General features: G+C 47.9%; 27 protein-coding genes. 26 read left to right on the top strand and 1 reads right to left on the bottom strand.

Going from position 1 to position 24,335, the window contains the following annotated elements:
• Window positions 1-95: 95 nt before the first annotated feature.
• From ACQVGS_RS18475 to ACQVGS_RS18440, 8 genes are all read left to right on the top strand, one after another.
• Complete coding sequence (locus tag ACQVGS_RS18475; RefSeq protein ID WP_491830334.1) at window positions 96-1,118, top strand: hypothetical protein; 1,023 nt, start codon at window positions 96-98, stop codon at window positions 1,116-1,118.
• 163 nt (window positions 1,119-1,281) lie between these two features.
• Window positions 1,282-2,424, top strand: coding sequence for a response regulator aspartate phosphatase RapH (rapH, locus tag ACQVGS_RS18470; RefSeq protein ID WP_491830332.1), 1,143 nt, complete (start codon window positions 1,282-1,284; stop codon window positions 2,422-2,424).
• Window positions 2,414-2,593: a phosphatase RapH inhibitor PhrH gene (gene phrH / locus ACQVGS_RS18465; protein ID WP_106022485.1), complete on the top strand. Its 180-nt coding sequence runs from the start codon at window positions 2,414-2,416 to the stop codon at window positions 2,591-2,593. Before rapH ends, phrH begins: the two co-directional genes overlap by 11 nt.
• Before the next feature lie 169 nt (window positions 2,594-2,762).
• A complete protein-coding gene (locus ACQVGS_RS18460; RefSeq protein WP_106022486.1) occupies window positions 2,763-3,482 on the top strand; it encodes a YebC/PmpR family DNA-binding transcriptional regulator in 720 nt (239 codons plus the stop codon).
• A 136-nt stretch (window positions 3,483-3,618) separates the two neighbouring features.
• A complete protein-coding gene (locus ACQVGS_RS18455; RefSeq protein ID WP_491830329.1) occupies window positions 3,619-4,062 on the top strand; it encodes a spore coat protein in 444 nt (147 codons plus the stop codon).
• 112 nt (window positions 4,063-4,174) lie between these two features.
• Complete coding sequence (locus ACQVGS_RS18450; protein ID WP_106022454.1) at window positions 4,175-4,756, top strand: TetR/AcrR family transcriptional regulator; 582 nt, start codon at window positions 4,175-4,177, stop codon at window positions 4,754-4,756.
• Between the two features lie 81 nt (window positions 4,757-4,837).
• On the top strand, window positions 4,838-5,281 hold the full coding sequence (locus tag ACQVGS_RS18445) for a nuclear transport factor 2 family protein (RefSeq protein WP_044163484.1): 444 nt from the start codon (window positions 4,838-4,840) through the stop codon (window positions 5,279-5,281).
• Entirely contained in the window at window positions 5,278-6,126 is an 849-nt protein-coding gene (locus ACQVGS_RS18440) for an NmrA family NAD(P)-binding protein (RefSeq protein WP_106022453.1), read from the top strand. Before ACQVGS_RS18445 ends, ACQVGS_RS18440 begins: the two co-directional genes overlap by 4 nt.
• A gap of 57 nt (window positions 6,127-6,183) precedes the next feature.
• Here ACQVGS_RS18440 and ACQVGS_RS18435 read toward each other — a convergent pair whose 3' ends face one another.
• Window positions 6,184-7,167, bottom strand: coding sequence for an amidohydrolase family protein (locus tag ACQVGS_RS18435; RefSeq protein WP_151174813.1), 984 nt, complete (start codon window positions 7,165-7,167; stop codon window positions 6,184-6,186).
• 250 nt (window positions 7,168-7,417) lie between these two features.
• Between ACQVGS_RS18435 and ACQVGS_RS18430 the strand changes: the two genes are divergently transcribed.
• From ACQVGS_RS18430 to ACQVGS_RS18345, 18 genes are all read left to right on the top strand, one after another.
• On the top strand, window positions 7,418-8,047 hold the full coding sequence (locus ACQVGS_RS18430; protein ID WP_106022451.1) for a TetR/AcrR family transcriptional regulator: 630 nt from the start codon (window positions 7,418-7,420) through the stop codon (window positions 8,045-8,047).
• Between the two features lie 72 nt (window positions 8,048-8,119).
• Window positions 8,120-8,368 (top strand): spore coat-associated protein CotJA, encoded by a 249-nt coding sequence (gene cotJA / locus ACQVGS_RS18425; RefSeq protein WP_024120488.1) that lies wholly within the window; start codon window positions 8,120-8,122, stop codon window positions 8,366-8,368.
• Window positions 8,352-8,615, top strand: a complete 264-nt coding sequence (cotJB, locus tag ACQVGS_RS18420) for a spore coat protein CotJB (RefSeq protein WP_024120489.1) — start codon at window positions 8,352-8,354, stop codon at window positions 8,613-8,615. Before cotJA ends, cotJB begins: the two co-directional genes overlap by 17 nt.
• Before the next feature lie 14 nt (window positions 8,616-8,629).
• Window positions 8,630-9,199, top strand: a complete 570-nt coding sequence (cotJC, locus tag ACQVGS_RS18415; RefSeq protein ID WP_024120490.1) for a spore coat protein CotJC — start codon at window positions 8,630-8,632, stop codon at window positions 9,197-9,199.
• Window positions 9,200-9,322: 123 nt separating this feature from the next.
• Window positions 9,323-9,868 (top strand): GNAT family N-acetyltransferase, encoded by a 546-nt coding sequence (locus tag ACQVGS_RS18410; protein ID WP_105954767.1) that lies wholly within the window; start codon window positions 9,323-9,325, stop codon window positions 9,866-9,868.
• Window positions 9,869-10,009: 141 nt separating this feature from the next.
• Complete coding sequence (locus tag ACQVGS_RS18405; protein ID WP_394373938.1) at window positions 10,010-10,201, top strand: YesK family protein; 192 nt, start codon at window positions 10,010-10,012, stop codon at window positions 10,199-10,201.
• A gap of 114 nt (window positions 10,202-10,315) precedes the next feature.
• Window positions 10,316-10,945: a YesL family protein gene (locus ACQVGS_RS18400; protein WP_081638248.1), complete on the top strand. Its 630-nt coding sequence runs from the start codon at window positions 10,316-10,318 to the stop codon at window positions 10,943-10,945.
• Entirely contained in the window at window positions 10,942-12,675 is a 1,734-nt protein-coding gene (locus tag ACQVGS_RS18395) for a cache domain-containing sensor histidine kinase (protein ID WP_198097574.1), read from the top strand. The genes ACQVGS_RS18400 and ACQVGS_RS18395 overlap by 4 nt, the downstream gene beginning before the upstream one ends.
• Window positions 12,675-13,790 (top strand): response regulator transcription factor, encoded by a 1,116-nt coding sequence (locus ACQVGS_RS18390; RefSeq protein ID WP_106022448.1) that lies wholly within the window; start codon window positions 12,675-12,677, stop codon window positions 13,788-13,790. The genes ACQVGS_RS18395 and ACQVGS_RS18390 overlap by 1 nt, the downstream gene beginning before the upstream one ends.
• A 103-nt stretch (window positions 13,791-13,893) precedes the next feature.
• The gene (locus ACQVGS_RS18385; RefSeq protein ID WP_103672149.1) at window positions 13,894-15,177 is read left to right on the top strand and encodes an ABC transporter substrate-binding protein; all 1,284 of its coding nucleotides are present in this window, start codon (window positions 13,894-13,896) and stop codon (window positions 15,175-15,177) included.
• The gene (locus tag ACQVGS_RS18380; RefSeq protein WP_038954162.1) at window positions 15,174-16,103 is read left to right on the top strand and encodes a carbohydrate ABC transporter permease; all 930 of its coding nucleotides are present in this window, start codon (window positions 15,174-15,176) and stop codon (window positions 16,101-16,103) included. The genes ACQVGS_RS18385 and ACQVGS_RS18380 overlap by 4 nt, the downstream gene beginning before the upstream one ends.
• 3 nt (window positions 16,104-16,106) lie before the next feature.
• Entirely contained in the window at window positions 16,107-16,997 is an 891-nt protein-coding gene (locus ACQVGS_RS18375; RefSeq protein WP_101863659.1) for a carbohydrate ABC transporter permease, read from the top strand.
• 15 nt (window positions 16,998-17,012) lie between these two features.
• A complete protein-coding gene (gene yesR / locus ACQVGS_RS18370) occupies window positions 17,013-18,047 on the top strand; it encodes a rhamnogalacturonyl hydrolase YesR (RefSeq protein WP_106022447.1) in 1,035 nt (344 codons plus the stop codon).
• 22 nt (window positions 18,048-18,069) lie between these two features.
• Entirely contained in the window at window positions 18,070-20,355 is a 2,286-nt protein-coding gene (gene yesS / locus ACQVGS_RS18365; RefSeq protein ID WP_491830327.1) for a transcriptional regulator YesS, read from the top strand.
• 13 nt (window positions 20,356-20,368) lie between these two features.
• Entirely contained in the window at window positions 20,369-21,067 is a 699-nt protein-coding gene (locus ACQVGS_RS18360) for a rhamnogalacturonan acetylesterase (protein ID WP_106022445.1), read from the top strand.
• A complete protein-coding gene (locus tag ACQVGS_RS18355) occupies window positions 21,060-21,722 on the top strand; it encodes a YesU family protein (protein ID WP_106022444.1) in 663 nt (220 codons plus the stop codon). Before ACQVGS_RS18360 ends, ACQVGS_RS18355 begins: the two co-directional genes overlap by 8 nt.
• Entirely contained in the window at window positions 21,719-22,348 is a 630-nt protein-coding gene (locus ACQVGS_RS18350) for a YesL family protein (RefSeq protein WP_105991310.1), read from the top strand. Before ACQVGS_RS18355 ends, ACQVGS_RS18350 begins: the two co-directional genes overlap by 4 nt.
• 139 nt (window positions 22,349-22,487) lie before the next feature.
• The gene (locus tag ACQVGS_RS18345) at window positions 22,488-24,332 is read left to right on the top strand and encodes a rhamnogalacturonan lyase (protein WP_444876422.1); all 1,845 of its coding nucleotides are present in this window, start codon (window positions 22,488-22,490) and stop codon (window positions 24,330-24,332) included.
• Window positions 24,333-24,335: the final 3 nt, after the last annotated feature.

The following is a 24,335-nucleotide window of genomic DNA, read 5'->3' as shown; positions in this document are numbered from 1 at the left end:
AAATGAGTCATTTGGCATGTGTCTTTATTCGTGGAGGGATTGTGTAAACATAGTCGAAATGATTATTGATAGACAGTTATTAAAGGAGCATTTTGATGAAGAAAAAACGCATTACATTCGGTTTATTAGGGTTAATGATATGCATCATCCTGTTTGCTCTGTATCTTCAGTTACATGGTAAAAACGATATTCCTATCAAAACTTCCGCCATTCATCCCGAAGAAGACCGCATCTATTTTATCTATTCCAACCCTCTCATAAAAGAAAGCACGCTGCTCTCAACCTCAACAGGCGAAAGATTTAATAGGCGCACGTTCAAGGTGGCGGATGTGCCGTACATCCAAACGAAGTCTTACGCATCAACAGACATTGTATTATTAGCGGAACATGAGTCCTTTTATTACACGCTGGAGAAGGATGCTATAAAAAAGCATTCGCTATCGAATCCATTTTCGTTTTGGTATGAGGGGAAGGATGTTTCTGTTAAGGCCTATAACGTTGATACGACGGGGAATGACGTGCATATAAACGACAAAAAAACGAAAAAGGAATATAGCCTCACCTTGCCTTCACTTGTCACGATGGGGGCGAGTGACGAGAATAATATTTATGTCATTCAAGGCATGGCTATTTACGTGATCGACAGAAACACAGAGGAAATCATAGAAACCCTGAGCTTAGCCTCATACGCTGATAAATTCGCAGACTCGGAGGAATTTATTGTCGCAAGCTCGCAGCATGAACTGACTGTGATTGAAAAAGGGACATGGAAGACAAATTATATTTCTTATCCTGATGATCTTGAATATGCTGATACCGTGTACTATGACAAAGAAAGCGGCAGTTTTTATGTGACGTACGAAGACAAAGAGGGGGAAGCGAACCTGCTTGAGTATGGGAAGGACTTTTCTTTTCACACATACGGCTTAAAATTCCCTTATATGGATGCAAAGTTTAAGGGGAGTCAACTGTATGTTGTTGCTCAGGAAGAGCATAAAAAAGGCATTGGCGGGTATGTGGGTGTGTTTGATATCCATTCCAAGAAGATGCTTTATCAGTTTGATTTGCCTGAGGAACTAGTGAAAGTTCAGGATTTTGTTGTGGTTGACAATAAGTGAGTGCGTAAATGAAATAGAATGATATTGGACCCTTGCATAAAGGGTCTTTTTTTGCCGAGAAAACAAATTGACAGGATGAAAAAACAATTTCTTCCTTTCATATTGTTTTCAAAATTTGGGATTGATAGAATATGACATATCCTAAAGAGAGGGAGGGAAGCCGTTGAGTCAAGCCATACCATCATCGCGTGTTGGTGTTAAGATTAATGAATGGTACAAGATGATTCGCCAGTTCAGTGTTCCGGATGCTGAGGTTCTGAAAGCGGAAGTGGAGCAGGACATTCAGCAGATGGAAGAGGATCAGGATTTGCTGATCTATTATTCTCTGATGTGTTTTCGGCACCAGCTGATGCTGGATTATTTGGAGCCGGGACAAACATACGGGAATCGCCCTACAGTGACAGAGCTTTTAGAAACGATTGAAGCCCCTCAGAAAAAACTCACAGGTCTTTTGAAATACTACTCTTTGTTTTTCCGCGGCATGTATGAATTTGATCAGAAAGAATATGTTGAAGCGATTGGATCTTACCGTGAGGCGGAGAAGGAGCTTCCGTTTGTAACAGATGAAATCGAGAAAGCGGAATTTCATTTTAAAGTGGCAGAAGCATACTACAATATGAAACAAACTCATGTGTCGATGCATCATATCCTTCAAGCCTTAGACATTTATCAAGATCATCCGTTATATAGCATGAGAAGAATACAAAGCTTGTTTATCGTAGCGGGAAATTATGATGACTTCAGATGTTATGATAAAGCCCTCCCGCATTTAAGAAAGGCGCTGGAACTGGCAATGGACATTCAAAACGACAGGTTCATTGGCATCTCTTTATTGAACATCGCCAACAGTTATGACAGGTCAGGAAGATATGATTTGGCAATTGAGCACTTCCAAAAAGCGGAGAAAGTAAGCAGAGAAACGGTCCCTGACTTGCTGCCGAAAGTACTGTTTGGGTTAAGCTGGACATTATGTAAAGCTGGACAAAAACAGCAGGCGTTTCAGCTAATAGAAGAAGGATTAGAACATATCACAACCCATCCAAATGCGGGGGCCCACAAATTTTATAAAGAATTGTATCTGTTCTTGCAGGCAGTGTACAAAGAGATTGTTGACGAACGCAAAATTCATGACCTTTTAAGCTATTTCGAAAAAAAGAACTTGCACGCTTACATTGAAGCATGTGCCCGCAGCGCTGCCGCTGTTTTTGAAAGCCGCTGTCATTTTGAGCACGCTGCTGCGTTTTATCGGAAAGTGCTGAAAGCGCAAGAAGATATTCAAAAAGGAGAGTGTTTATATGCTTATTAAGAAAAAAGTGATGATGTGTCTTGCTGTTCCCCTTATTTGCGGAAGCATTGCGGTTCCTTTCTTGACACAGTCAGGCGGTTTTAAGGAATCAACGGATCGAAACACGACGTATATCGATCATTCCCCTCATCATGTCATGACTGATCCGGATAAGAAAGCCCTTAGTTAGGGCTTTTTTTCTTGCTTTATTGGAAGTTTGTGTCGTCTCGTACTTTTAAACTGCCGCCTTCCTTCTATTTCTAACGCAAGACACTCGAAACAACCAAACCATTTGAGGTATAATGGATAAAGTGAATAACAGTATTTAGATTGATATATATGAAAGAGAGTGGAACATCATGGGCCGTAAGTGGAACAATATTAAAGAAAAGAAGGCGTCTAAGGACGCAAATACGAGTCGGGTTTACGCAAAGTTTGGCCGTGAGATTTATGTGGCGGCTAAGCAGGGCGAGCCTGATCCGGAATCCAATCAGGCGCTGAAAGTTGTGCTTGAACGCGCGAAGACTTACAGCGTGCCGAAAAATATCATTGAACGTGCGATCGAGAAGGCGAAGGGCGGAGCGGAAGAAAATTATGATGAGCTTCGTTATGAGGGCTTCGGGCCGAACGGATCAATGATTATCGTTGATGCGCTGACGAATAATGTGAACCGTACGGCGCCGGAAGTGCGTGCGGCGTTCGGGAAAAATGGCGGAAACATGGGTGTGAGCGGATCTGTCGCTTACATGTTTGACGCGACGGCTGTTATTGGTGTGGAAGGCAAAACAGCTGACGAAGCGCTTGAAATCCTGATGGAAGCGGATGTGGATGTCCGCGATATTTTAGAAGAGGATGACAGCGTGATCGTCTATGCGGAGCCGGATCAATTCCATGCGGTGCAGGAGGCATTTAAAAACGCGGGCGTTGAGGAATTTACGGTGGCGGAGCTGACCATGCTTGCGCAAAGTGAAGTGACACTTCCTGAGGAAGCGAAAGAACAGTTCGAAAAGCTGATTGACGCGTTAGAGGACTTGGAAGACGTTCAGCAGGTGTATCATAACGTAGATCTTGGTGAATAAAAAAGGAGCAGACTGTCATGGTCTGCTTTTTTTATTGTCCGGGAAATTGTTTTATCCGTTTATAGGCGGGTGTCTATACGATCTGCAAGCTCTTCTCATACGCTGGACTGTAACCTATGTGAAGGAGAGATTGGATATGACTGATACAAGACACTTCTGCTGCGGACCCGGTTTTGGCGCTTACCCAGGCTATGGTGCAGGCGGTCCGGGATTCGGCATGTACGGAGGCGCGGGCTATCCGGGCCATGGCATGTATACGGGGATGGGCCAACCAGGTTATGGAGGCGCAGGCTATCTGGGTTATGGCATGTCTGGAGGATTCGGCGGCTACCCAAGCGGAGGCTATCCGAGCTACGGAATGCACCATGATAATGATGGACACCACCACCATTACCCTGATGGAAATTACGGACACCATCAGGATGGAAATTATGGACATCATCAGGATGGAAATTATGGGCATCATGAGGACGGAAATTACGGGCATCATGAGGACGGAAATTATGGGCATCATCATGATGGTAACTACGGGCACCATCACCACCAAATGGGGCACTGGGGAAAAGACGGCCATAAATAAAAAGCGTGGAGAACGGACACTCTTGCTGATCAAGGGTGTTTTTTTGTTTTTGTTTTTTCTTGACTGTTCAGTCTGGAAAAGGTAATATCTTCTTGCAGGAGGTGATATTCGTTTGGGTAGGAATAAAGAATTCGATACCGCGCTTGTTTTACGCAGAGCGATAGAGGTTTTTGGAGAGTATGGCTACGAAGGCACGTCTCTTCAGGAGCTGCTCTCTCATTTAGGCATTGCGCGCCAGAGTTTGTACGATACGTATGGAACGAAGCGGGATCTGTTTTTGTCCGCTGTGAAAACGTATCTTGAGGGAAAAAACGCGGCTGTTGTGGAAAGGCTTGAGGCACCGGGCTCTGTCAAGGAAGCCATTCGTGATATTTTTCAGGAGGGTGTGAATGTCCTGAAAGATCCTGAACGTTCAAAGGCGTGTTTTATCATCAACAGCGCTATTGAACAAATCCCGCATGATTCGGCCCTTGCCCGGTACTTTGAAGGGCAGACGAAACAGCTTGAGGCGGCCTTTTATCAGGCACTGAGAAGGGCACAGGCTGAAGGAGAATTGAAGGAACATCTTGATATATCGGCGCTTGCCCGTTATTTAAACCAGAGCAGGCTGTCTCTGACGTTTATCGCTAAGGTTTCTGCTGATTTTAACCAGCTTCAGGATTATGTTGAAGTGAGTTTATCTGTCCTTGATTGACTTTTTTTGATAAAGGGTGCTTAGCCCTTTGACGCATTTTTCGGACTGAATGGTCTAGAATAAAATACGAGGTGATGATCCATGATGATGACGGAATACGAAAAAGCATGTGACACACTGAATCAATTTATGCAATATATGCTTGAAAAGGATATGGAGCGCTGGACAGAGCTGTGGGATGAACATGCCGTATTGGAGTTTCCCTATGCGCCAGAGGGATTTCCGGAAAGAATTGAAGGGAAGGCGGCCATTTACGATTATATTAAGGATTTTCCTGATAACATTCATATTTCTGCTTTTACTGCTCCGACAGTGTATCGCTCGGCTGATACAAACACGATCATTGCGGAGTTTCAATGTGAAGGCTATGCGATCGCGACTGGGCTGCCTTACCGGCAAACCTATATCAGTGTGATTGAAACGAAGGACGGCAGCATTTTGCATTATAAGGATTATTGGAATCCGCTTGTCGTCAATGAGACGTTTGGAGAAACATTTGTACAAACAGAGGAGGATGAAAAATGATGAATCACGATCAGATTCTGATTACGGGAGGAACCGGCACAACAGGGAGCCGGATTGCTAAACGGTTAATTGAGCAGGGTTACAGCGTTCGCATCGCAAGCAGGAAAAAGGGCGAGATTAGCAATACGGAGTATGTATATTTTGATTGGAAGGATGAGTCCAGCTTTACGCCTGCATTGGAGCGGGTGAAGCGGATTTACCTCGTTGCGCCGGTTGGTGTGTTTGATCCGTCTCCTTATGTGCTTCCATTTTTAAAGGAAGCAAAGCGGCTCGGTGCTGAACGTGTGGTGATGCTCAGCGCGTCCGCTGTTCCTGAGGATGGTCCTGTGTTTGGGGCATTGCATCGTGCAGTACGCGGGTTTCCGGAATGGGCGGTGCTGCGGCCGTCATACTTCATGCAAAACTTCATCAATGTCCAGCATCGCATGTCCATTCAAACTGAGGGGCAAATCATCACGGCGGCGGGTGAGGGAAAACTTGGTTTTATTGATGCCGATGATATTGCGGAAACAGCAGTGCGTGCTTTGATTGACATTGTGCCTCATAATACTCATCATATTCTGACGGGACCTGAGGCGCTTAGCTACGCTGAGGCGGCGGAGATCATCGGAGCCGCGGCGGGACGTCCGGTGACGCATGTCAGCATTTCTTCTTCCGAACTGCAAAACAGGATGGAAACAGCAGGTTTGCCTGCGGATTACGCCCGCTTTATGGCGGAATTAGAAGAAGCGATCCGCCATGGTGCCGAACACCGGGTGACGGATACAGTGAAGCGTGTGACGGGAAAAGAGCCCCGCTCGCTGGATGAGTTTGCGGCTGATCACGTTTCGTACTGGACGCGCTGACCTCATTTTGGACTGAATAGTCTAGAAAGACCTTCGGCTCTGCCGAAGGTCTTCTTTTTATCTATTGAGTTTAAAAAGGCTGGCCGCGTTTTCGGTGCCTATTTTCAATCGGTCCGTTTCACTGATTGGACAGTGGTCAAACCAGGAAGAGATTTCTTCCATTGTTTCATACGGATAGTCCACCGAGAATAAGATGCGGTCTGAGCCGACCTCTAACAATGTATCAATTAATGCCTGTGTTCTGAATACGCCGCTTGTTGTGAGATAAAAGTTTTTGCGGAGGTATTCAGTCGGCGCTTTTTTATGGTTTCCATGGGTCTCAGGGCGCTGATGGCGCAGTCTGTGCTCGACACGCGGCAGCGTAAACGGCAGACCCTCGCCTAAGTGTCCGAGAATTACGGTCAAATCAGGATATTCGTCAAACAGGCCGCTCAGAATCAGGCGGATGGCGTGTGTTGCTGTTTCAACCCCAAAGCCCCACGCTGAGCCGAGGAGGCCTTCGTAGCCTTCATAGATACGCTGCTGATTTGGCAGCGGGATACGCGGATGCAGATAGACGGGAACCTGAAGCTGTGCAGCTTTCTCCCAGAAAGGGCGTACCTGTGGCTCGTCTAAATATTGAGCGGTATTTTCGTCTCCGATATTACTGTAGCCGTTGACCAAGGCGCCGACAAAACCGAGTTCGTTTACTGCCCGCTCCAGCTCCTTCGCTGCTTCTTCAGGATCTTGAAGCGGAACCGCCGCAAATGCTTTAAAACGGTCTGGATGTTTGGAAACGAAGAATTCCGCAGCGTGATCGTTCATTTGCTTGGCGAGTTTCACAGCTCTGTCAGGATCGGTGATTCCTTCAATCCCCGGCTGGGTTAATGAGAGAATCGACGTTTGGATGCCGTTTTTATCCATGTCTTCAATCCGTTTCTCGAATTCCTGCAATCGTTTTTGGACAGCGCTGAAATATTCATCGTCAGTAAAATTGTGACTTCCCGTTGCCGGAAAATCAGGAGATTCCCAGTGCTCTTCTAATGCGATTTTTCCATTCATGTCAAAGGCTCCTCTCTTTATCATGGCTGGTGTAGATCAGATGGAGTGCACTCATTTTACGTCACGAAGCTTCGTTTCAATAGGTAATGAACATCGTGTTTATTACTTTACATCATGTACAAGATGTAAGTTCATGGTACAGTAGATTTTGGGAAAAGGTCAATAAACAGAGAACGTGCAAACGTTTAGAAGAAGACATCAGCTGATGATTTGTCCAGAAGAAAATAAAAGTTAGACAAGGAGGTAAAAAATGTCTAAAAAAAATAAAGTAGATCCGAGAGTCAAAAGAACGAACAAATTTTTAAGAGACGCATTGATCGCACTGTTGAAAGAAAAAGAAGCCAATTCGATTACGATTCAGGAAATTACTGAAAAAGCGGATCTGACCCGCGGCACTTTTTATTTGCACTATCGGGATAAACAGGATTTTCTGTTTCAAAGCATGACGGAGGTTCTCGATGATTTGATCCGGCAGGTTAAGCCTGAGACGCCGGTGGAACCGGTCAGTATGGATGAGGATCATCCGCCTGTTTCATTTGTGAGGCTCTTTGAGTACATCCATGAACACGCCGAGTACTTTCAAGTGATGATGAGTGACAGAGGGCTTCCTCAATTCAGAAGTCTGATGGCGGAATTCGTTCAGAAACGAATTTACGAGGAATTGCTCTCATCCATTGAAGAATCTGAGAAACAGCTTCAGATTCCGAAAGAGATACTGGTCAGCTATATCACCTCCGCCCATATCGGGGTGATTTGTTCCTGGCTGGAAAGCGGCATGAAGTACAGTCCTTTATTTATGGCAAATCAATTAACACGTTTAACGCTTTTGGGACCTCTCCGAATTGCGGGTATAGAAAAACAAATCAAGCTTCCTTATTAAGATTTTTGTCATAATGACGCCTCCTGCCTCATACCTATTAAGGTCATTGTTTTTGAGAAAGGAGGAGCCAGAATGAAGGATATGCAGCCGTTTACACCTGTTAAATCATACACGCCCTTTCACAGCCGTTTTGATCCCTGTCCGCCCATAGGGAAGAAATATTACAGAACGCCGCCTAACCTCTATATGACCTTTCAGCCTGAGCATATGGAGCAGTTTTCGCCGATGGAGGCTTTAAGGAAAGGCACCCTTTGGAAGGATCTCTATGATTTTTATGAAAATCCTTATCGAGGGGGAGACACACATGACAAAAAAGGTTGATGCGGAATATTACCGCCAGCTTGAGCAGATTCAAGCAGCGGATTTTGTGCTTGTTGAGCTGAGTCTGTATTTAGATACACATCCTGATGATGAAGACGCGCTAAAGCAATTTAATCAATATTCCGGTTATTCGAGGCACTTAAAAAGACAGTTCGAATCATCTTACGGACCGCTTTTGCAGTACGGCAACAGCCCCGCGGGTGAGGATTGGGATTGGAATCGAGGGCCATGGCCGTGGCAAGTATAAGGAGGAATGCTTGAATGTGGGTGTATGAAAAGAAGCTGCAATATCCCGTCAAGGTCAGCACGTGCAATCCGACGCTGGCAAAGTATTTGATTGAGCAATATGGCGGAGCGGACGGCGAGCTGGCCGCGGCTCTCCGGTATTTGAACCAGCGTTATACCATTCCTGATAAGGTCATCGGCCTTTTAACAGATATCGGCACGGAGGAGTTTGCTCATCTGGAAATGATTGCGACGATGGTGTATAAGCTGACGAAAGATGCGACGCCGGAGCAGCTGCGTGAAGCCGGGCTTGGCGATCATTACGCGAATCATGACGGCGCGCTTTTTTATCACAATGCGGCGGGAGTGCCTTTTACGGCAAGCTATATTCAGGCGAAAGGCGATCCGATTGCGGATTTGTATGAAGATATCGCAGCAGAAGAAAAAGCGCGTGCGACGTATCAGTGGCTGATTGATATTTCGGATGATCCTGATTTGAACGATTCTCTGCGGTTTTTGCGTGAACGTGAAATTGTGCATTCTATGCGCTTCAGGGAAGCGGTTGAGATTTTAAAAGAAGAACGGGATAAGAAGAAACTCTTTTAACAGGCAGCGGGGGCTCCCTTCATGCGTCCTTTTACATACAGACAAAATATTCTGTTTTTTTGTCGTTTGCTTGCATTATAATGAAGGTATGCATGTAAGTTTATTTTTGATCGGGGGGCCTTTATGACATCTTTTAAGATTACGAAAGAAACTGTCGCAAATGATTTTTACGCCGGCCTGGCAGATCGTGAGGATGCAGAGCAAATAACGGGACTGCTCGTCCGTACGGCTGAATGGCTGCGGGACCAGGGCTCTGACCAATGGAGCGGGCTGCTGGAGGGGCATGACTCACATGATATTGTTGGCTCAATTGAAAGCGGACATGTGTTTGTGTTCCAGAAAGATCAAGAGCTGGCCGGTGTAGTGATGCTTCTGCCTGAGCCGAGCGAGTGGGACAGAACGCTTTGGGGAGACGAGGGGCACGAAGAGTCCATTTATTTGCATCGTCTGGCGGTCAGCCGCCGGTTTGCGGGGAATGGGCTTGGGGCCGAGATTCTCACATGGACGGAGACGGGTGTTGAGTATCCGGGGAAGAAGCGGATCCGTCTTGATTGTGTTGCTGATAACGACGCCTTGCATTCCTTCTACCGGAGAATGGGATATGAATTCAAGGGATCGGATGCCTCGGGGTTTCATTTGTTTGAGAAAGAACTGAACAAGTCAGAATAAGCGTCCTTTTTAGGGGGCTTTTTTGCCTTTTTGAAAAGGGAGGAAAGGGCGGATGATCTTTTTTTATGTGATGGCCATTGCGACGGCTTGTATTTCCGCTTGTGTCTCCATTTTTCTGCGGTTGAGGATGCCGCAAAATAAATGGCCGGAATGGATACTGGTGGGCTGCTTGTTCTCGGTGTGATCACAATTTGGTGCAGCATCTTTTTTGTCGGCGGCTGGGATGGCATGGCGCTGGGCATGCTTGGGATTCATGTGATAGTCGGAGCGTTTGCCGGGTACTTGATCGAGACGGTGTTCCGGCTGTTGAAAAGGCAAATCAGGAGAAGGTAAGACATTTGCCGTCTCAAATGATGTCGAATTTTTTACGGGCCGGCAGGAATTTTCTTTCGAGTGGAGAAATACATATTACTTTACAATGAAAGCGTTTTCTGTAGTGGGAAGGTGATGTCGATGATACATAGCCTGACAAATGGGCTGAATCGTTTTTGTACATGGGTGATGAGACTGGCTTATGTAAATGTGCTGTGGATCTTGTTTTCTCTTGCCGGGCTCGTCGTGTTTGGGTTGATGCCTGCTACGGCCGCGATGTTTTCAGTGGCGAGAGAGTGGGCGAAGGGGAACACGGATGTCCCGGTGTTTTCTGTGTTTATCCGGACGTTTAAGAAGGAGTGGGGTGCAGCTCAGCTGTTGGGGCTCATTCTTGTGACGGCCGGCTTGTTTTTGTTTGCGGATATACGGATTGCCGCTCAGATGAATCAGCCTGTGCTGGTGAATGTGTTTATGAGCATCGGATTGATTTTCGTGTTTGTGCTGTTATATGTGTTTCCGGTCTTTTCTCATTTTGATGTAAAGCTCAGACAGGTGCTGAGCATCAGCTTTTTGATTGCCTTCAGCCGGCCATTGGTGACGCTGATGATGGCAGCGGGTGCGGTCGGAATGTTGTTTCTAGTGCTGTTTCATGTGACGTTTTTGCTGTTTTTCAGCGGCAGCGCGCTGAGCTTGTTGTTAACGAAGCTGTCCTTTACAGCATTTATGTCAATAGATCAGCGGCAGGAGAAAGAAAAGGCGGCATGAAAGGAAGAGTCGCGGGCTGGTACAGGCGGATGAAGATTAAGGATAAGCTGTTTGTGTTTCTGTCATTGATTATGGCCGTGTCCTTTTTGTTTGTATACAGCGGGGTGCAGTACGCTTTTCATGTCTATGATGAGCAGATTTACCGCAAATCCTCGGAGGTGCTGCGGATGTCTTCTGAACGGATTGAAGACGAGCTGAAGAAAATTGAAGATGTATCATATGAAATCATTACCGATGAACAAATTCAGCGCATTCTCAGCATGCAAAACCGTGATGATACGTATGACCAGTATCAAATGAAGCAGGAGCTGTGGGATCAGCTTGCGCAATATGCCGGCGATGAAAAGTACATTGATTCGATTCATTTGATTGATGCCCGCGGCTCAGAGTATTCCGCCGGAAGCAGTTCATCGGACCTTATGAAACAGCAGCAGGAAGAGGTATTTGAACGGGCGAAAGCGCAAAAAGGCAGAAATCTTTGGATGACCTTGGGCAATTCAGATCCTGTCCTGATTTCAGCGCGGCAAATCAGATCGTTTCATCAGCTGAGTTTAAATGGCTTGGGAATGGTGCTGATTCAAGTGAATGTGAAACAGATGATTCGTGACTTGCCGAAGGATTGGGGCGATTCGGTCGGAGACATGATGATCGCAGACAAGGACGGCAATCTGGTGTATTCGGCACATGCATCGGTGCTTACGCCTGAGATGACAAAGCAGACGCTGCGGCATCCTGGTTATGACTTGGTAAAAAAGAATGGCAAACGTTATTTTATTTCTTTCCTTCAATCATCCTATCAAAACTGGAGCTACTACAATGTCATCCCCTTTGATCAGATGTTCGCGAAAATTTCCTTTATGAAAACGGTAATCGGTACGTGTTTTCTTTTGTTTTTCAGTGTGGTTTTGCTTTTCGGGCGGAAGATTGCCAACAGCATTACAGAGCCGATCGAGCAGCTTGTGTCCGCAATGAAATCGGTGCAGCACGGCGGGATTGAGGCGGGCGTGTCGCTGTCATTGCCGGAACATACACAGGATGAGGCCGGAACGCTGAACCGCCATTTTACCGTGATGATGAAGCGGATCAATGAGCTGATGGAAGAAAATGTGGAAAAGCAGCTTATTATTAAAGAAACAGAGTTGAAGGCGCTGCAAGCCCAGATCAACCCGCATTTTTTGTATAACACGCTTGAGTCCATCAATTGGCTGGCGAAAGCGAATCAGCAGAAGCAAATTTCTCAAATGGTGGAATCGCTCGGTTTTCTCCTGCGAAACAGCATTCACATCAAAGAAGATACAGTGACCCTTCAGGAGGAGGCGGATATTGTGCTTCACTATATGACGATTCAGCGGTTCCGGTTTGAGGAGCGCTTGAACTTCACACTGGACATCGCCGATGAGGTGAAGCATTGCCGAATTCCGAAGCTGACACTCCAGCCGCTGGCGGAGAATGCGATTCAATACGCGCTTGAGCCTTTTACTCGGCCATGCGCCATCCGCCTTCAAGCGAAAAAAACGGAGGACTGCGTCTGTATTACTGTCGAAGATAACGGGCCCGGCATGGACGAACGTATTCTTGAAAAAACGGGCGGAAGAGGGATCGGGCTCTGGAATATTCATGAACGCATCCGACTGATGTTCGGGGAGCCGTATGGCTTACGCATTCAAAGCGAGAAAGGAAAGGGAACCGCGATTTTGCTGACAATACCGTGCCGAAATGAGGTGGTGTGATGTACAAAATACTGCTTGCTGATGATGAGAGAATCATTCTTGACGGAATGGCAGGGATCATTGAGTGGGAGACGCTTGGCGCTTCTTTAGTCGGAAAAGCGCAGAACGGAATTGAAGCGTATGAGAAGATCGTAAACAAGCAGCCGCATATCGTCGTCACTGATGTAAAAATGCCCGGTATGGACGGGCTTGAGCTGATCAAAAAGGTGTCAGCCGTCTGCCCGTCCGTGCAATTTATCGTCCTGTCTGGTTTTGGGGAGTTTGAGTACGCGAAGGAAGCGATGAAATACGGGGTAAGGCATTATTTGCTGAAGCCCTGCAATGAACAGCAGATTATCCGTTCATTAGAGGAAATCATCGCCGAGCTGAAGCTGCATGATGTGCGGAAGAAGAAAGCCGCCCACCTGAAACATGAGCTGAATCATATCCGTTCCTTTGCGGCTGATCAATACCTGGAAGGCTTGATTGCCGGTGTCACCCATCTGTCTCCGCCGCCTTCGCTTGCAGGTAAGAAGATTCGCCTTATCATCGCGGAGAACACTCAGCCTGAAGATTCTGCCGCCAGAGAGGCGTTTGGTTCCTCGCTGACAGCTTTTTGCTGTAGCGGAGGACGTGCGGTGTTTGCCGTGGAGGAGGGCACGCCTGATCTGGAGAAAAAGGCGGCGGACGGCTTTGCAGGCTGCCGGGTAATCATCAGCCGGACGGGGGAGCTGCAGGACGCAGGACAGCTGTTCCGGGAAGCAACTGAAACGGCCGGTGACCAAAAGCGGAGTGAATTGATTTCTAAAATCACCAGGCTTGTCGCCGACGAGCTTGGCAATCCGAATCTCTCTCTGAAATGGGCAGCAAAAGATATGCTGTTTATGAACCCTGATTATTTGGGGAAAATCTTTAAGCAGGAGACAGGCGAAAAGTTTTCCCAATATGTTACGCGGGTGCGTCTTGAGCATGCGATGAAGCAGATGAAGCTGAGGCGGGATGTGAGTGTATCAGAAATCGCGGAAGAAATCGGATTCGGTGATAATCCGAAGTATTTCAGTCTCGTCTTTAAAAAATATACTGGTCTGACACCGTCAGAATTCAGAAGAAAACAGGGAGGCGCTTCCGCAGGGTAGCCATCTCTGTTTTTTTAACTTTCGCCACTGTTTTTTGAGTGTTTCGCCCCGTCACAACCCTTTAAAATAAAATGTAAGCACTTACATTAAAGGGGGGATTGATGTGAAGAAGGTTTATTACGTGCTGCTGTCACTTGTGTGCGTCTTGTTTTTCAGCGGATGTTCTGCGGGTGAAGAAGCATCAGGGAAAAAGGAAGACATTACGCTCAGAATCGCATGGTGGGGCGGACAGCCGCGGCATGACTATACAACAAAGGTCATTGAATTATATGAGAAAAAGAATCCGCACGTCCATATTGAAGCGGAATTTGCGAACTGGGATGACTATTGGAAGAAGCTTGCGCCAATGTCTGCCGCGGGCCAGCTGCCTGATGTCATTCAAATGGATACGGCATATTTGGCGCAATACGGAAAGAAAAATCAGCTTGAGGATTTAACGCCATATATGAAGGACGGAACAATTGATGTCAGTTCAATCGATGAAAATATGCTGTCCGGCGGAAAAATTGACGAAAAGCTTTACGGATTTACACTTGGGGTCAACGTGCTTTCTGTGATTGCCAATGATGATCTGCTGAAGAAAGCCGGTGTTTCAATTCATCAGGAAAACTGGACGTGGAAGGATTATGAGAAGCTGGCGTATGAGCTGCAGGAAAAAGCCGGCGTATACGGATCTAACGGAATGCACCCGCCTGATATTTTCTTCCCGTATTATTTGCGCACAAAGGGTGAGCGTTTTTATAAAGAGGACGGCACGGGCCTTGCGTATCAGGATGACAAGCTGTTTGTTGACTATTTTGAGCGGCAGCTGAGACTGGTCAAAGCAAAAACATCGCCAACACCGGACGAAAGCGCCCAAATTAAGGGGATGGAAGATGACTTTATTGTCAAAGGCAAATCAGCCATTACATGGAACTACTCGAATCAATATTTAGGCTTTGCCCGGCTGACAGACTCGCCGCTTTCTCTCTATCTGCCGCCGCAGCAAATGAAGGAAAAAGCGCTGACGCTGAAGCCGAGTATGCTGTTTTCTATTCCGAAAAGCTCAGAGCATAAAAAAGAGGCCGCGAAGTTTATTGATTTCTTCGTGAATAATGAAGAAGCGAACCAGCTGATTAAAGGCGAGCGGGGCGTTCCGGTATCCGACAAGGTGGCAGATGCGATTAAACCGGAGCTGAATGAGGAAGAGGCCAACATTGTGGAATATGTGGAAGCCGCGTCGAAAAATATCAGCAAAGCCGATCCGCCAGAGCCGGTGGGAAGCGCGGAGGTTATTAAGCTGCTGAAGGATACGTCTGATCAGATTCTGTATCAGAAGGTATCGCCGGAAAAAGCCGCCAAAACATTCCGGAAGCAGGCCAATGACATTTTAGAGAGGAATAATTGACGGGAAATGGGGCTGACAGAATGAAAATAAGCCGGAGTATGAGAAAAGACAATCTGGCGGGATATGCTTTTATTTCTCCGTTTATTATCGGCTTCTTCTGTTTTACGGTGATTCCGATGGGCGCGTCCCTGTTTCTGTCCTTTACAAGCTACGACTTGTTTACGGCGCCGAAATGGATCGGGCTCGATAACTATAAGGAAATGTTTACGGGTGACGAAAAGTATTGGCAGTCGCTGAAGGTCACTTTCACGTATGTGCTTGCCGGGGTTCCGCTCCGCCTCGGCTTCGCGCTTTTTATTGCCGTCATTTTAAACAATGCGGCAAAGGGGACGGCTATCTACAGGACGCTGTTTTATCTGCCTTCTATCATCGGCGGAAGTGTGGCTGTTGCCATTATGTGGCGCAATATTTTCGGCAATGACGGGGTCATCAATGCGCTGCTGTTTTTTGTCGGGATCGATCAAAAAATTCTCTGGTACCAAGACCCGACAAGCGCGTTATGGACGCTGATTCTGCTGTCCGTCTGGCAGTTTGGGTCATCCATGCTGATTTTTCTGGCCGGGCTGAAAAACATTCCGGCATCGTACTTAGAGGCGGCCAGCGTGGACGGCGCAAACCGCGTGCAGCGCTTCTTTAGGATCACGCTTCCGATGCTGACGCCGATTATTTTCTTTAACCTGGTCATGCAGACGATTTCTGCTTTTATGACCTTTACCCCAGCCTATATCATCTCAAAAGGCGAGGGCGGTCCGCTTGACGGGACGCTATTGTATTCACTCTATTTGTTCCAGCGGGCGTTTAACTATTTTCAAATGGGCTACGCCTCGGCGATGGCGTGGATCATGCTGATCATTGTCGGGCTGATTACGCTGATTTTATTTAAAACATCATCATATTGGGTTCACTACGAATCAAAGGAGGAATAACGGATGGAGCCGGTCAACCAGCCTGTCAGGCAAGCCCCGGTGTTTGAAGGGAAAAAAGCCGGGCGCATCAGGCCAAAACGCATTCTGTTCCATGTTTTTACGGCGTCACTGGCGGTGTTATTGCTGTATCCCGTCATTTGGCTGTTTGTCAGTTCTTTTAAAGAAAGCTCCAGTATTTTCACAACCTCTCATTCTCTCATTCCAGATCCTTTTATTCTCAGCAACTATGCTGAAGGGTGGAAGGGCATTGCGGGTCAGCCGTTTTGGGCCTTTATTAAAAACTCGGCGATCATTGTCGGGCTGTCTACAATCGGCGCCGTTCTGTCATCGGCTGTCATTGCCTACGGCTTTGCGCGCATCCCGTTTAAAGGAAAAGCATTTTGGTTCGCCTGTATGATGGGGACGTTAATGCTGCCGCATGAAGTGCTGATGATTCCGCAGTACATTATGTTTGCGAAATTAGACTGGCTGAATTCATTTAAACCGATTGTTGTTCCGCAATTTTTCGGGCATGCGTTTTTTATCTTTCTGATGATCCAGTTTATCCGGACGATCCCTGAGGAGCTGGATGAAGCAGCGAGAATCGACGGGTGCGGGCGCTTTGCCTGTTTTTGGCGGATCATTCTGCCGCTCATTGCACCGGCGCTTGCGACGTCTGCGATTTTTTCTTTCTATTGGAAGTGGGAGGAGCTGATTCAGCCGCTCTTATATTTGAATAAGCCGGAGCTTTATCCTGTTTCACTTGCGCTGAAGCTTTTCCTCGATACGGAATCCGCTTCGAACTGGGGCGCGATGTTTGCCATGTCGGCCGTCTCTTTGCTGCCTGTGATTCTCGTATTCTTTCTGTTTCAAAAATATATCGTTCAGGGCATCAGTACGACCGGATTAAAATAAAAAGGAGTGTTGCAGATGGCACAGCTTATCTTTGATGAAGAAAAGGTCACAGCCGTTATTGACCGAATCGTGAAACGGACATTTCAAATGGATTTTGCGTGGGATTGGCCAGGCGGCGTCGCATTTTACGGCGTGGCGGAGGCGTATGAAGCGACGGAAAACGAGGAGTATATCAAACTGTTAAAAACGTGGGTGGATGAACAGCTTGAGGATGGGCTGCCGCCGCTGTCGATCAACGGTGTATCAATCGGCCATACGCTTTTGTTTCTGCATCAGGTGACGGGAGATCACGTCTATTTGGAAACGGCTGGCGAGATGGCGGAATATGTGCTTCATCATGCGCCGCGCTTTGGAGAAGGTATTCTTCAGCATACGGTGAACTCGGCGGATTATGTGTTTCCTGAGCAGGCGTGGGCGGACACGCTGATGATGGCGGGGCTGTTTATGCTGAGAATCGGCCGTGTGATGGAGCGGGAGGATTACTTCGAGGACGGCCTGCGCCAGTTTCATGGACATGAGGACGTGCTGCAGGACCCCGTAACCAATCTGTATTACCATGCCTGGGACAACAAAGCGCAAAACCACCTGTCGGGGATTTATTGGGGGCGGGCGAATGGCTGGGCTGCGCTCACGATGGCAAAAGCGCTCCCGCTCATTGAGGTGACGCATCCTTCTTTTATGATCATTGACGGATCGCTCAGAGACCAGCTGAGCGCGCTTGTCCGGCTGCAGGACGATTCAGGGCTGTGGCATACCATTTTGGATGATCAGGATTCGTATTTGGAGGTTTCGGCATCGGCGGGCATTGCTTCTGCTTTGCTGTCGAGCGGGAAGCTCTATACAAAATACGCGCAGAAATCACTTGCCGCCATTTTGGATGCGGTGGAAGAGGACGGACGTGTCAGCAAAGTATCCGCGGGCACAGCCGTCATGAAAAATGCGGAAGGATACAAACAAGTGCCTTACAAACGAATACAAGGCTGGGGTCAGGGGCTTGCACTCACATTTCTCGCTGATGTGCTGAGAACGAAAAAACGCGTATATCAGTAAAGACGGCGGCGGGGGGAAAGGGATGAAAAAACAGCCTCAACAGAAAGAACGGGTTTCACACTGGAAGGGAACGTATTTCAAAAGAAACTTTGTTTTCATTTTGCTGATTGCCTGTATTCCCGGACTGCTGACAGGCGGGGCCATCTACTTTTTGTCTATCGATAAGGTGGAGAAAGAGCTGCAAAAGTCGCATGAAACACAGGTGGCGCGTGAAGTCAGCCGGATGGATGAGAAGCTGGAAGACCTTGAGCTGACACTTGCCCAAATGGCATACGATTCCTCGCTGATGAACGGATTGGCCGAGAAGGATTTGGAGAAAGACTTTACATTCTCCTATCAAATAACGAAAAAGCTGTTTCTATTGCGGGACCAGCAGCCGCTGATTCAGCAGGCTTCTATCTTTCTGAACAGCCCCCGGCCTCTTGTGCTGAGCCCCGAATACAGCGCACTGACAGAACAGGATATGCTTCGCAAATACCGCTCGCTTCTCGACTCCGATCGGAGTATTTATTGGAGCCGATCGGGAAAAGACGCCGCGCTGATTCAGCTCATTCCGGGTGCGGCTGAGAAACCGTTTGGCGCGATCATGCTGACGGTAGATCCGAAAGAAATGGAGGCGCTCCTGCAAAGTTTGTCTCCTTACCCTGAAGGCAGCGCGCTTCTTCTGGATCAAAAGCGAGAGGTGCTTTTCCATAGAGGAGAAAAGGATTTTGAAAATGCTTTAATGAATGAGGTGAAAAAACAGCCTCACAAGAAAGGCCATTTTCAGATGGATTGGGACGGCACGGTGTATTCCGTCTCCTATGGAGAAATGAAGCGAATGCATCAGAAGTGGACCTTTGTTTCTGCAGCGCCTCTTTCAGCCATTACAGCGCCGATGGTGTTTTTATCAAAGGTGATTATTGTGATGCTTGTCATTTGTATCGGCTTGGCTGTGTGCATGACATGGTACGCTTCAAAGAAAATCTATCGACCGATTCAGCATCTGCTCGGACTGTTTACGGGAGGAGAGAGAAAAACATGGCAGGCGTCAGGTCAGGATGAATTTAAGTGGATAGAAAAGAGATGGCATGATCTTTCCCTTGAGAGCCGAAAGCTTCAAGAGCAACTGCTCCGGCAGACGCCCCATATGAAAAAGAGTTTTTTGCAGCATCTGCTTCAGGGTGATTTTTATTATGACACAGAGGACAGTCTCAGATCGCGGATGGAGGATGCGGGCTGGGACATCGGAGAACACGAGTTTCACGTGCTTGATCTTCAGGTGACAGGGCTTCGTGGTGATAAGAGCATGTTCTATGCCGATGATGAACAGCTTGCTGTGTTTACACTGACCAATTTACATGAGGAACTTGCGGCAAACCGCCGTTTTCACCCTTCAATTCTTGATATTGGCCGCCTTTCCGTCACCGTGCTTGTGATGAAAACGAGCGGCTCGGATCTGAGGGGATATGTTTCAGAGCTGGCCCGCATATTTGGTGCTGTCACGGGACTAAGCCTGACCGGAACAATGAGCAGGCAATCGGCCCGTATTATGGATATCCCATCTCTGTTTAAGGATGTGAAAAGCGGCAAGTCCCGCAGGTGTTTTGCCAATTGCCATCAGATCATAGATTTGCAGGATGATGTTTTTCAGGCTGAGCCATCCGCACCCTGCTATCCTTTTGAACTTGAAAAGCAAATCGTTCAGGCCATTCGGCTGGAAAGAAAAGAGGAAGCAGAAGAGCTGATTCGCTTATGTATGGATGAACTGGCCGAAAAGGCGGTCAGCGACAGACAAGTGCATTCTGCGCTGATTCAGCTGTTCTCCCGCATCCAGGAGGATATTCTGCATTCCAGCCTTCATCCGAGCGAGCTGTTTGGCAACAGGGATATGCTTCGGGAAATATCCGAGCTGCATGAGCCTGTCCAGGCGGCTGCCTGGCTGATGGATGCGGTTGTCACCCCGTACCTCGCCAAGCTTGAAGGCAGGAAAAACAGACAGCAAAAACAGGTGGCAGAACGTGTGATTGCGATGATTCATGAGCAGTATATGGCGGATCTTTCTCTTGAAAGCTGCGCGGATGCGCTGGGCATGAATTCTTATACCTTGAGCAAGGCCTTTAAACAAGTGACGGGCGTTAATTTTATTGATTATGTGACCCGCATCAGAATTGAAAAAGCAAAAGAACTGCTGGTAAATACAAATAAAAAAATTCATGATGTGTCAGAAGAAGTCGGCTATCGCCACAATTATTTCAACCGGATTTTTAAAAAGCAGGTCGGCATGCCGCCGGGAGTTTTCAGGCAAATGTATCAGGAAACGCCGTGAAAGGAGAGGACATGTGATGGAAAAACCGATTCAGGTGTTTTTAGCAGGGGATTCCACCGTAAGCGACTGCCCGCCGCATGAAGCGCCGATGGCAGGCTGGGGGCAGGTTTTCGGTCAATTGTTCACTGAACAGGTGAAAGTGCGCAATCACGCCAAAGGGGGAGCGAGCACCAACTCTTTTGTGGAGGAAGGAAGGCTTCAGGCGATTGCTGAGTGCATAGCACAAGGCGATTATTTGTTTATCCAATTCGGCCACAATGACCAGAAACCGCGGGGGACGAAGCCGTACTCGACGTATCAGCAATTTCTCACTTTGTTTGCGGAAACAGCACGAGAAAAAGGAGCACAGCCTGTGTTTGTTACATCGGTGCAGCGCCGCCGCTTTGATGAAAACGGAAGGATTGAGCACACGCTCGGTGAGTATCCGGATGCGATGAAAGCGTTAGCGAAGGAGCTTGATGTGCCGGTCATTGATTTGTTAACGAAAACAAAGGCGCTTTATGAAGCATACGGACCGGAGGAGTCAAAGTGTTTGTTCGTGTGGCTCCAGCCGAATGAACATCCGAATTATCCAGATGGCATTGAGGATAATACGCATTTTTCAGAAGAAGGGGCCATGGAGGTTGCGAAGCTCGTTGCTGAAGGCATCGAAGAAATCGGCTTTCCGCTGAAGGACCATCTCGTGAGCCGGGAGGGGAAAGAACATGTATAAAGAAGGCGCATGCCTGTACCGCAATCCGCTCCGTTCAGCAAGCGATGTGAAGGACTGGCGGATGGAGGGAGGCGGGCAGGTTTCATTCGAAGATCACCGTATGCACCTGTCACATGTACAGGACGAAGCGCACTTTGTTTATTGGTGCCCGGAAACATTTCCCGACGGCATCATTGTGAAGTGGGATTTTTACCCGATTGAACAGCCGGGGCTGTGTATGCTGTTTTTCGCGGCTGCCGGCATCGGAGGCGAGGACTTATTTGACCCGCGACTCAAGAAAAGAACAGGAAAGTACCCCGAATACCATTCCGGAGACATCAATGCGCTCCATCTGTCGTATTTCCGCAGAAAATACCCGGAGGAAAGAGCGTTCCGCACCTGCAATTTAAGAAAAAGCCGCGGTTTCCACCTCGCTGCAATGGGAGCTGATCCGCTGCCTTCTCCGGACGACGCTGATTCCCCGTATCATATGAAGCTTATTAAGGATAAAGGGTATGTGCATTTTTCGATCAATGATCTGCCCATTCTGGAGTGGCAGGATGACGGAAGCACATTCGGACCTGTGTTAACAAAAGGAAAAATCGGGCTGAGGCAAATGGCGCCGATGAAAGCCGCTTATCGTGATTTGTCTGTGCACCAAGCGGTGAGAAGATGAAGACGACTGTGACGGATGCGCTTTATGCAGGCTGTGAAGCGGTTGTGAAAATCGCGTGGCTGAACGGGCTGTGGCTGTTGTTTACACTTTTGGGCGGCGTTCTTTTCGGATGGGCGCCGAGCACAGCCGCGATGTGTGCCGTCATACGGAAATGGCTGATGGGACAAAAAGATGTCCCGGTATTTGCGTTATTTCTGGAGACCTACAAAAAAGAGTTTCTGAAGGTCAATGCGATTGGACTTGCGTTTTTTGCCCTTTTGCTTATTTTGTCGGCTAATTATTATTATTTTTCGGCAAGTGCGGATTGGCTGTCCTTTACCGTGACGAGCTGCACCCTCTTGGCGGGGCTTTTGTATACCGTCGCGCTCATGTATGTGTTTCCTCTTTATGTGCATTACGAGCTTCCGCTTCGCCAATATATTCCCCAAGCGCTGCTGTTTGGCGCCATGCGGCCGCTGACCACCGGCTGCATGCTGATCGGCTGCGGATTTGTGCTTTATTTGCTGTATACGCTTCCAGGCCTGATCCCATTTTACGGCCCAAGTTTATTTGGGCTCGTGTCGATGTTTTTTGCTTTCAGAGGGTTTCAAAAAACAGAGGCGCAGCACCGCCATCAGGCCGGATAAACAAAAAAATGACAAACGGGCAAAAAAGTGCAGCCAATCAAAAACGTTTATGCAAAAAAGTGACATTGAAGACAGCTCCTCAAGCGCATAAAATCCAATTTAAGTAAGCGCTTACAGATAAATGATAAGGAGCTGTCTGATGATTAGACGAAGAAAAAGCATGTTTACCACTCTCACATTGTTGGTGTTGTTGATGATGGGGGCTTCTGTGTTTCCTGTCAAAGCAGAAGGAGCGGCGCGGCAGATGGAAGCGCTGAACCGGGGCCTTGTGGCAGTCAAAACGGATGGCGGCATTTTTGTCAGCTGGCGGTTTCTTGGGACAGAAAACGCATCTGTGACGTTTAATGTGTACAGAGACGGACAAAAGCTGAATGCTTCGCCTGTCAAATCCACGAATTATATCGATAAAAACGGAACAGCTGGCTCATCGTATTCCATTCGGGCTGTTGTAAACGGAACCGAGCAGGCCGCTTCTGAAAAAGCCTCTGTATGGGCACAGCCGTATCATTCCGTTCCGCTTGATAAACCGGCTGGCGGCACGACACCAAAGGGCGAAGCCTATACCTACAGTGCCAATGATGCCAGTACGGGCGATGTGGATGGCGATGGGCAGTATGAGCTGATCCTCAAATGGGATCCGTCCAATTCAAAGGACAATTCACAGGACGGCTATACGGGTGAAGTGTTTATTGATGCGTATAAGCTGGACGGAACAAGATTATGGCGAATCGGTCTCGGCAAAAACATCAGAGCGGGCGCACACTACACTCAGTTTATGGTGTATGACCTGGATGGTGACGGAAAAGCGGAAGTGGCGATGAAGACCGCTGACGGAACAAAAGACGGCAAGGGAAAAGTGATCGGAAATGCGAATGCCGATTACAGAAATGAGCAGGGGCGTGTGCTTTCTGGTCCTGAGTACCTGACTGTCTTTCAAGGTGAAACGGGAAAAGAGCTTGTCACTTCAAACTTTGAACCGGCACGAGGGAACGTATCGGATTGGGGTGACAGCTACGGCAACCGGGTCGATCGTTTTCTTGCGGGCATTGCGTATCTCGACGGACAGCGTCCGAGCCTGATTATGACTAGAGGCTATTACGCCAAAACCATGCTTGTTGCGTATAACTTCAGAGACGGAAAACTGTCAAAGCTCTGGACGCTGGATTCCTCTAAGTCGGGTAATCAAGCTTTCGCCGGACAAGGCAATCACAACTTAAGCATTGCAGATGTGGACGGAGACGGTAAGGATGAAATCATCTTCGGCTCAATGGCTGTTGACCATGACGGCAAAGGCATGTACTCGACAGGCTTAGGCCACGGAGACGCGCTGCATGCCGGAGATCTTGATCCGAGCCGTCCGGGGCTTGAAGTATTTCAGGTTCATGAGGACAAAAACGCGCAATACGGCTTATCTTTCCGGGATGCCGCAACAGGAAAAATCATTTGGGGTGTTCACGCCGGCAAGGACGTAGGCCGGGGCATGGCCGCTGATATTGATCCGCGCTATCCGGGACAGGAGGTTTGGGCGAACGGTTCCCTTTACACATCGAAAGGCGCCAAAATCGGCAGCAGTGTGCCATCGTCAACCAATTTCGGCATCTGGTGGGACGGTGACCTGCTGCGGGAACAGCTGGACAGCAACAGGATCGATAAATGGGATTATCAAAACGGCGTTTCTAAAAACCTGCTGACTGCATCAGGTGCTGCCTCCAATAACTCTACAAAAGCAACACCGGCTCTTCAGGCTGATCTGCTCGGTGACTGGCGGGAGGAAGCTGTGTGGAGAACCGAGGACAGCAGTGCGCTCCGCATCTACACCACCACAATTCCGACCGAGCACAGGCTGTATACGCTGATGCATGATCCTGTGTACCGGCTCGGCATTGCCTGGCAAAATGTCGCGTATAACCAGCCGCCGCATACAAGCTTCTTTTTAGGAGACGGCATGGCGGCACAGTCTAAACCGAATATGTATACGCCTTAACAG

The organism is Bacillus sp. SD127, from assembly GCF_058566445.1.
Note: the sequence above shows the minus strand (reverse complement) of the source record. Positions and strands in the feature narration are given on the sequence as shown.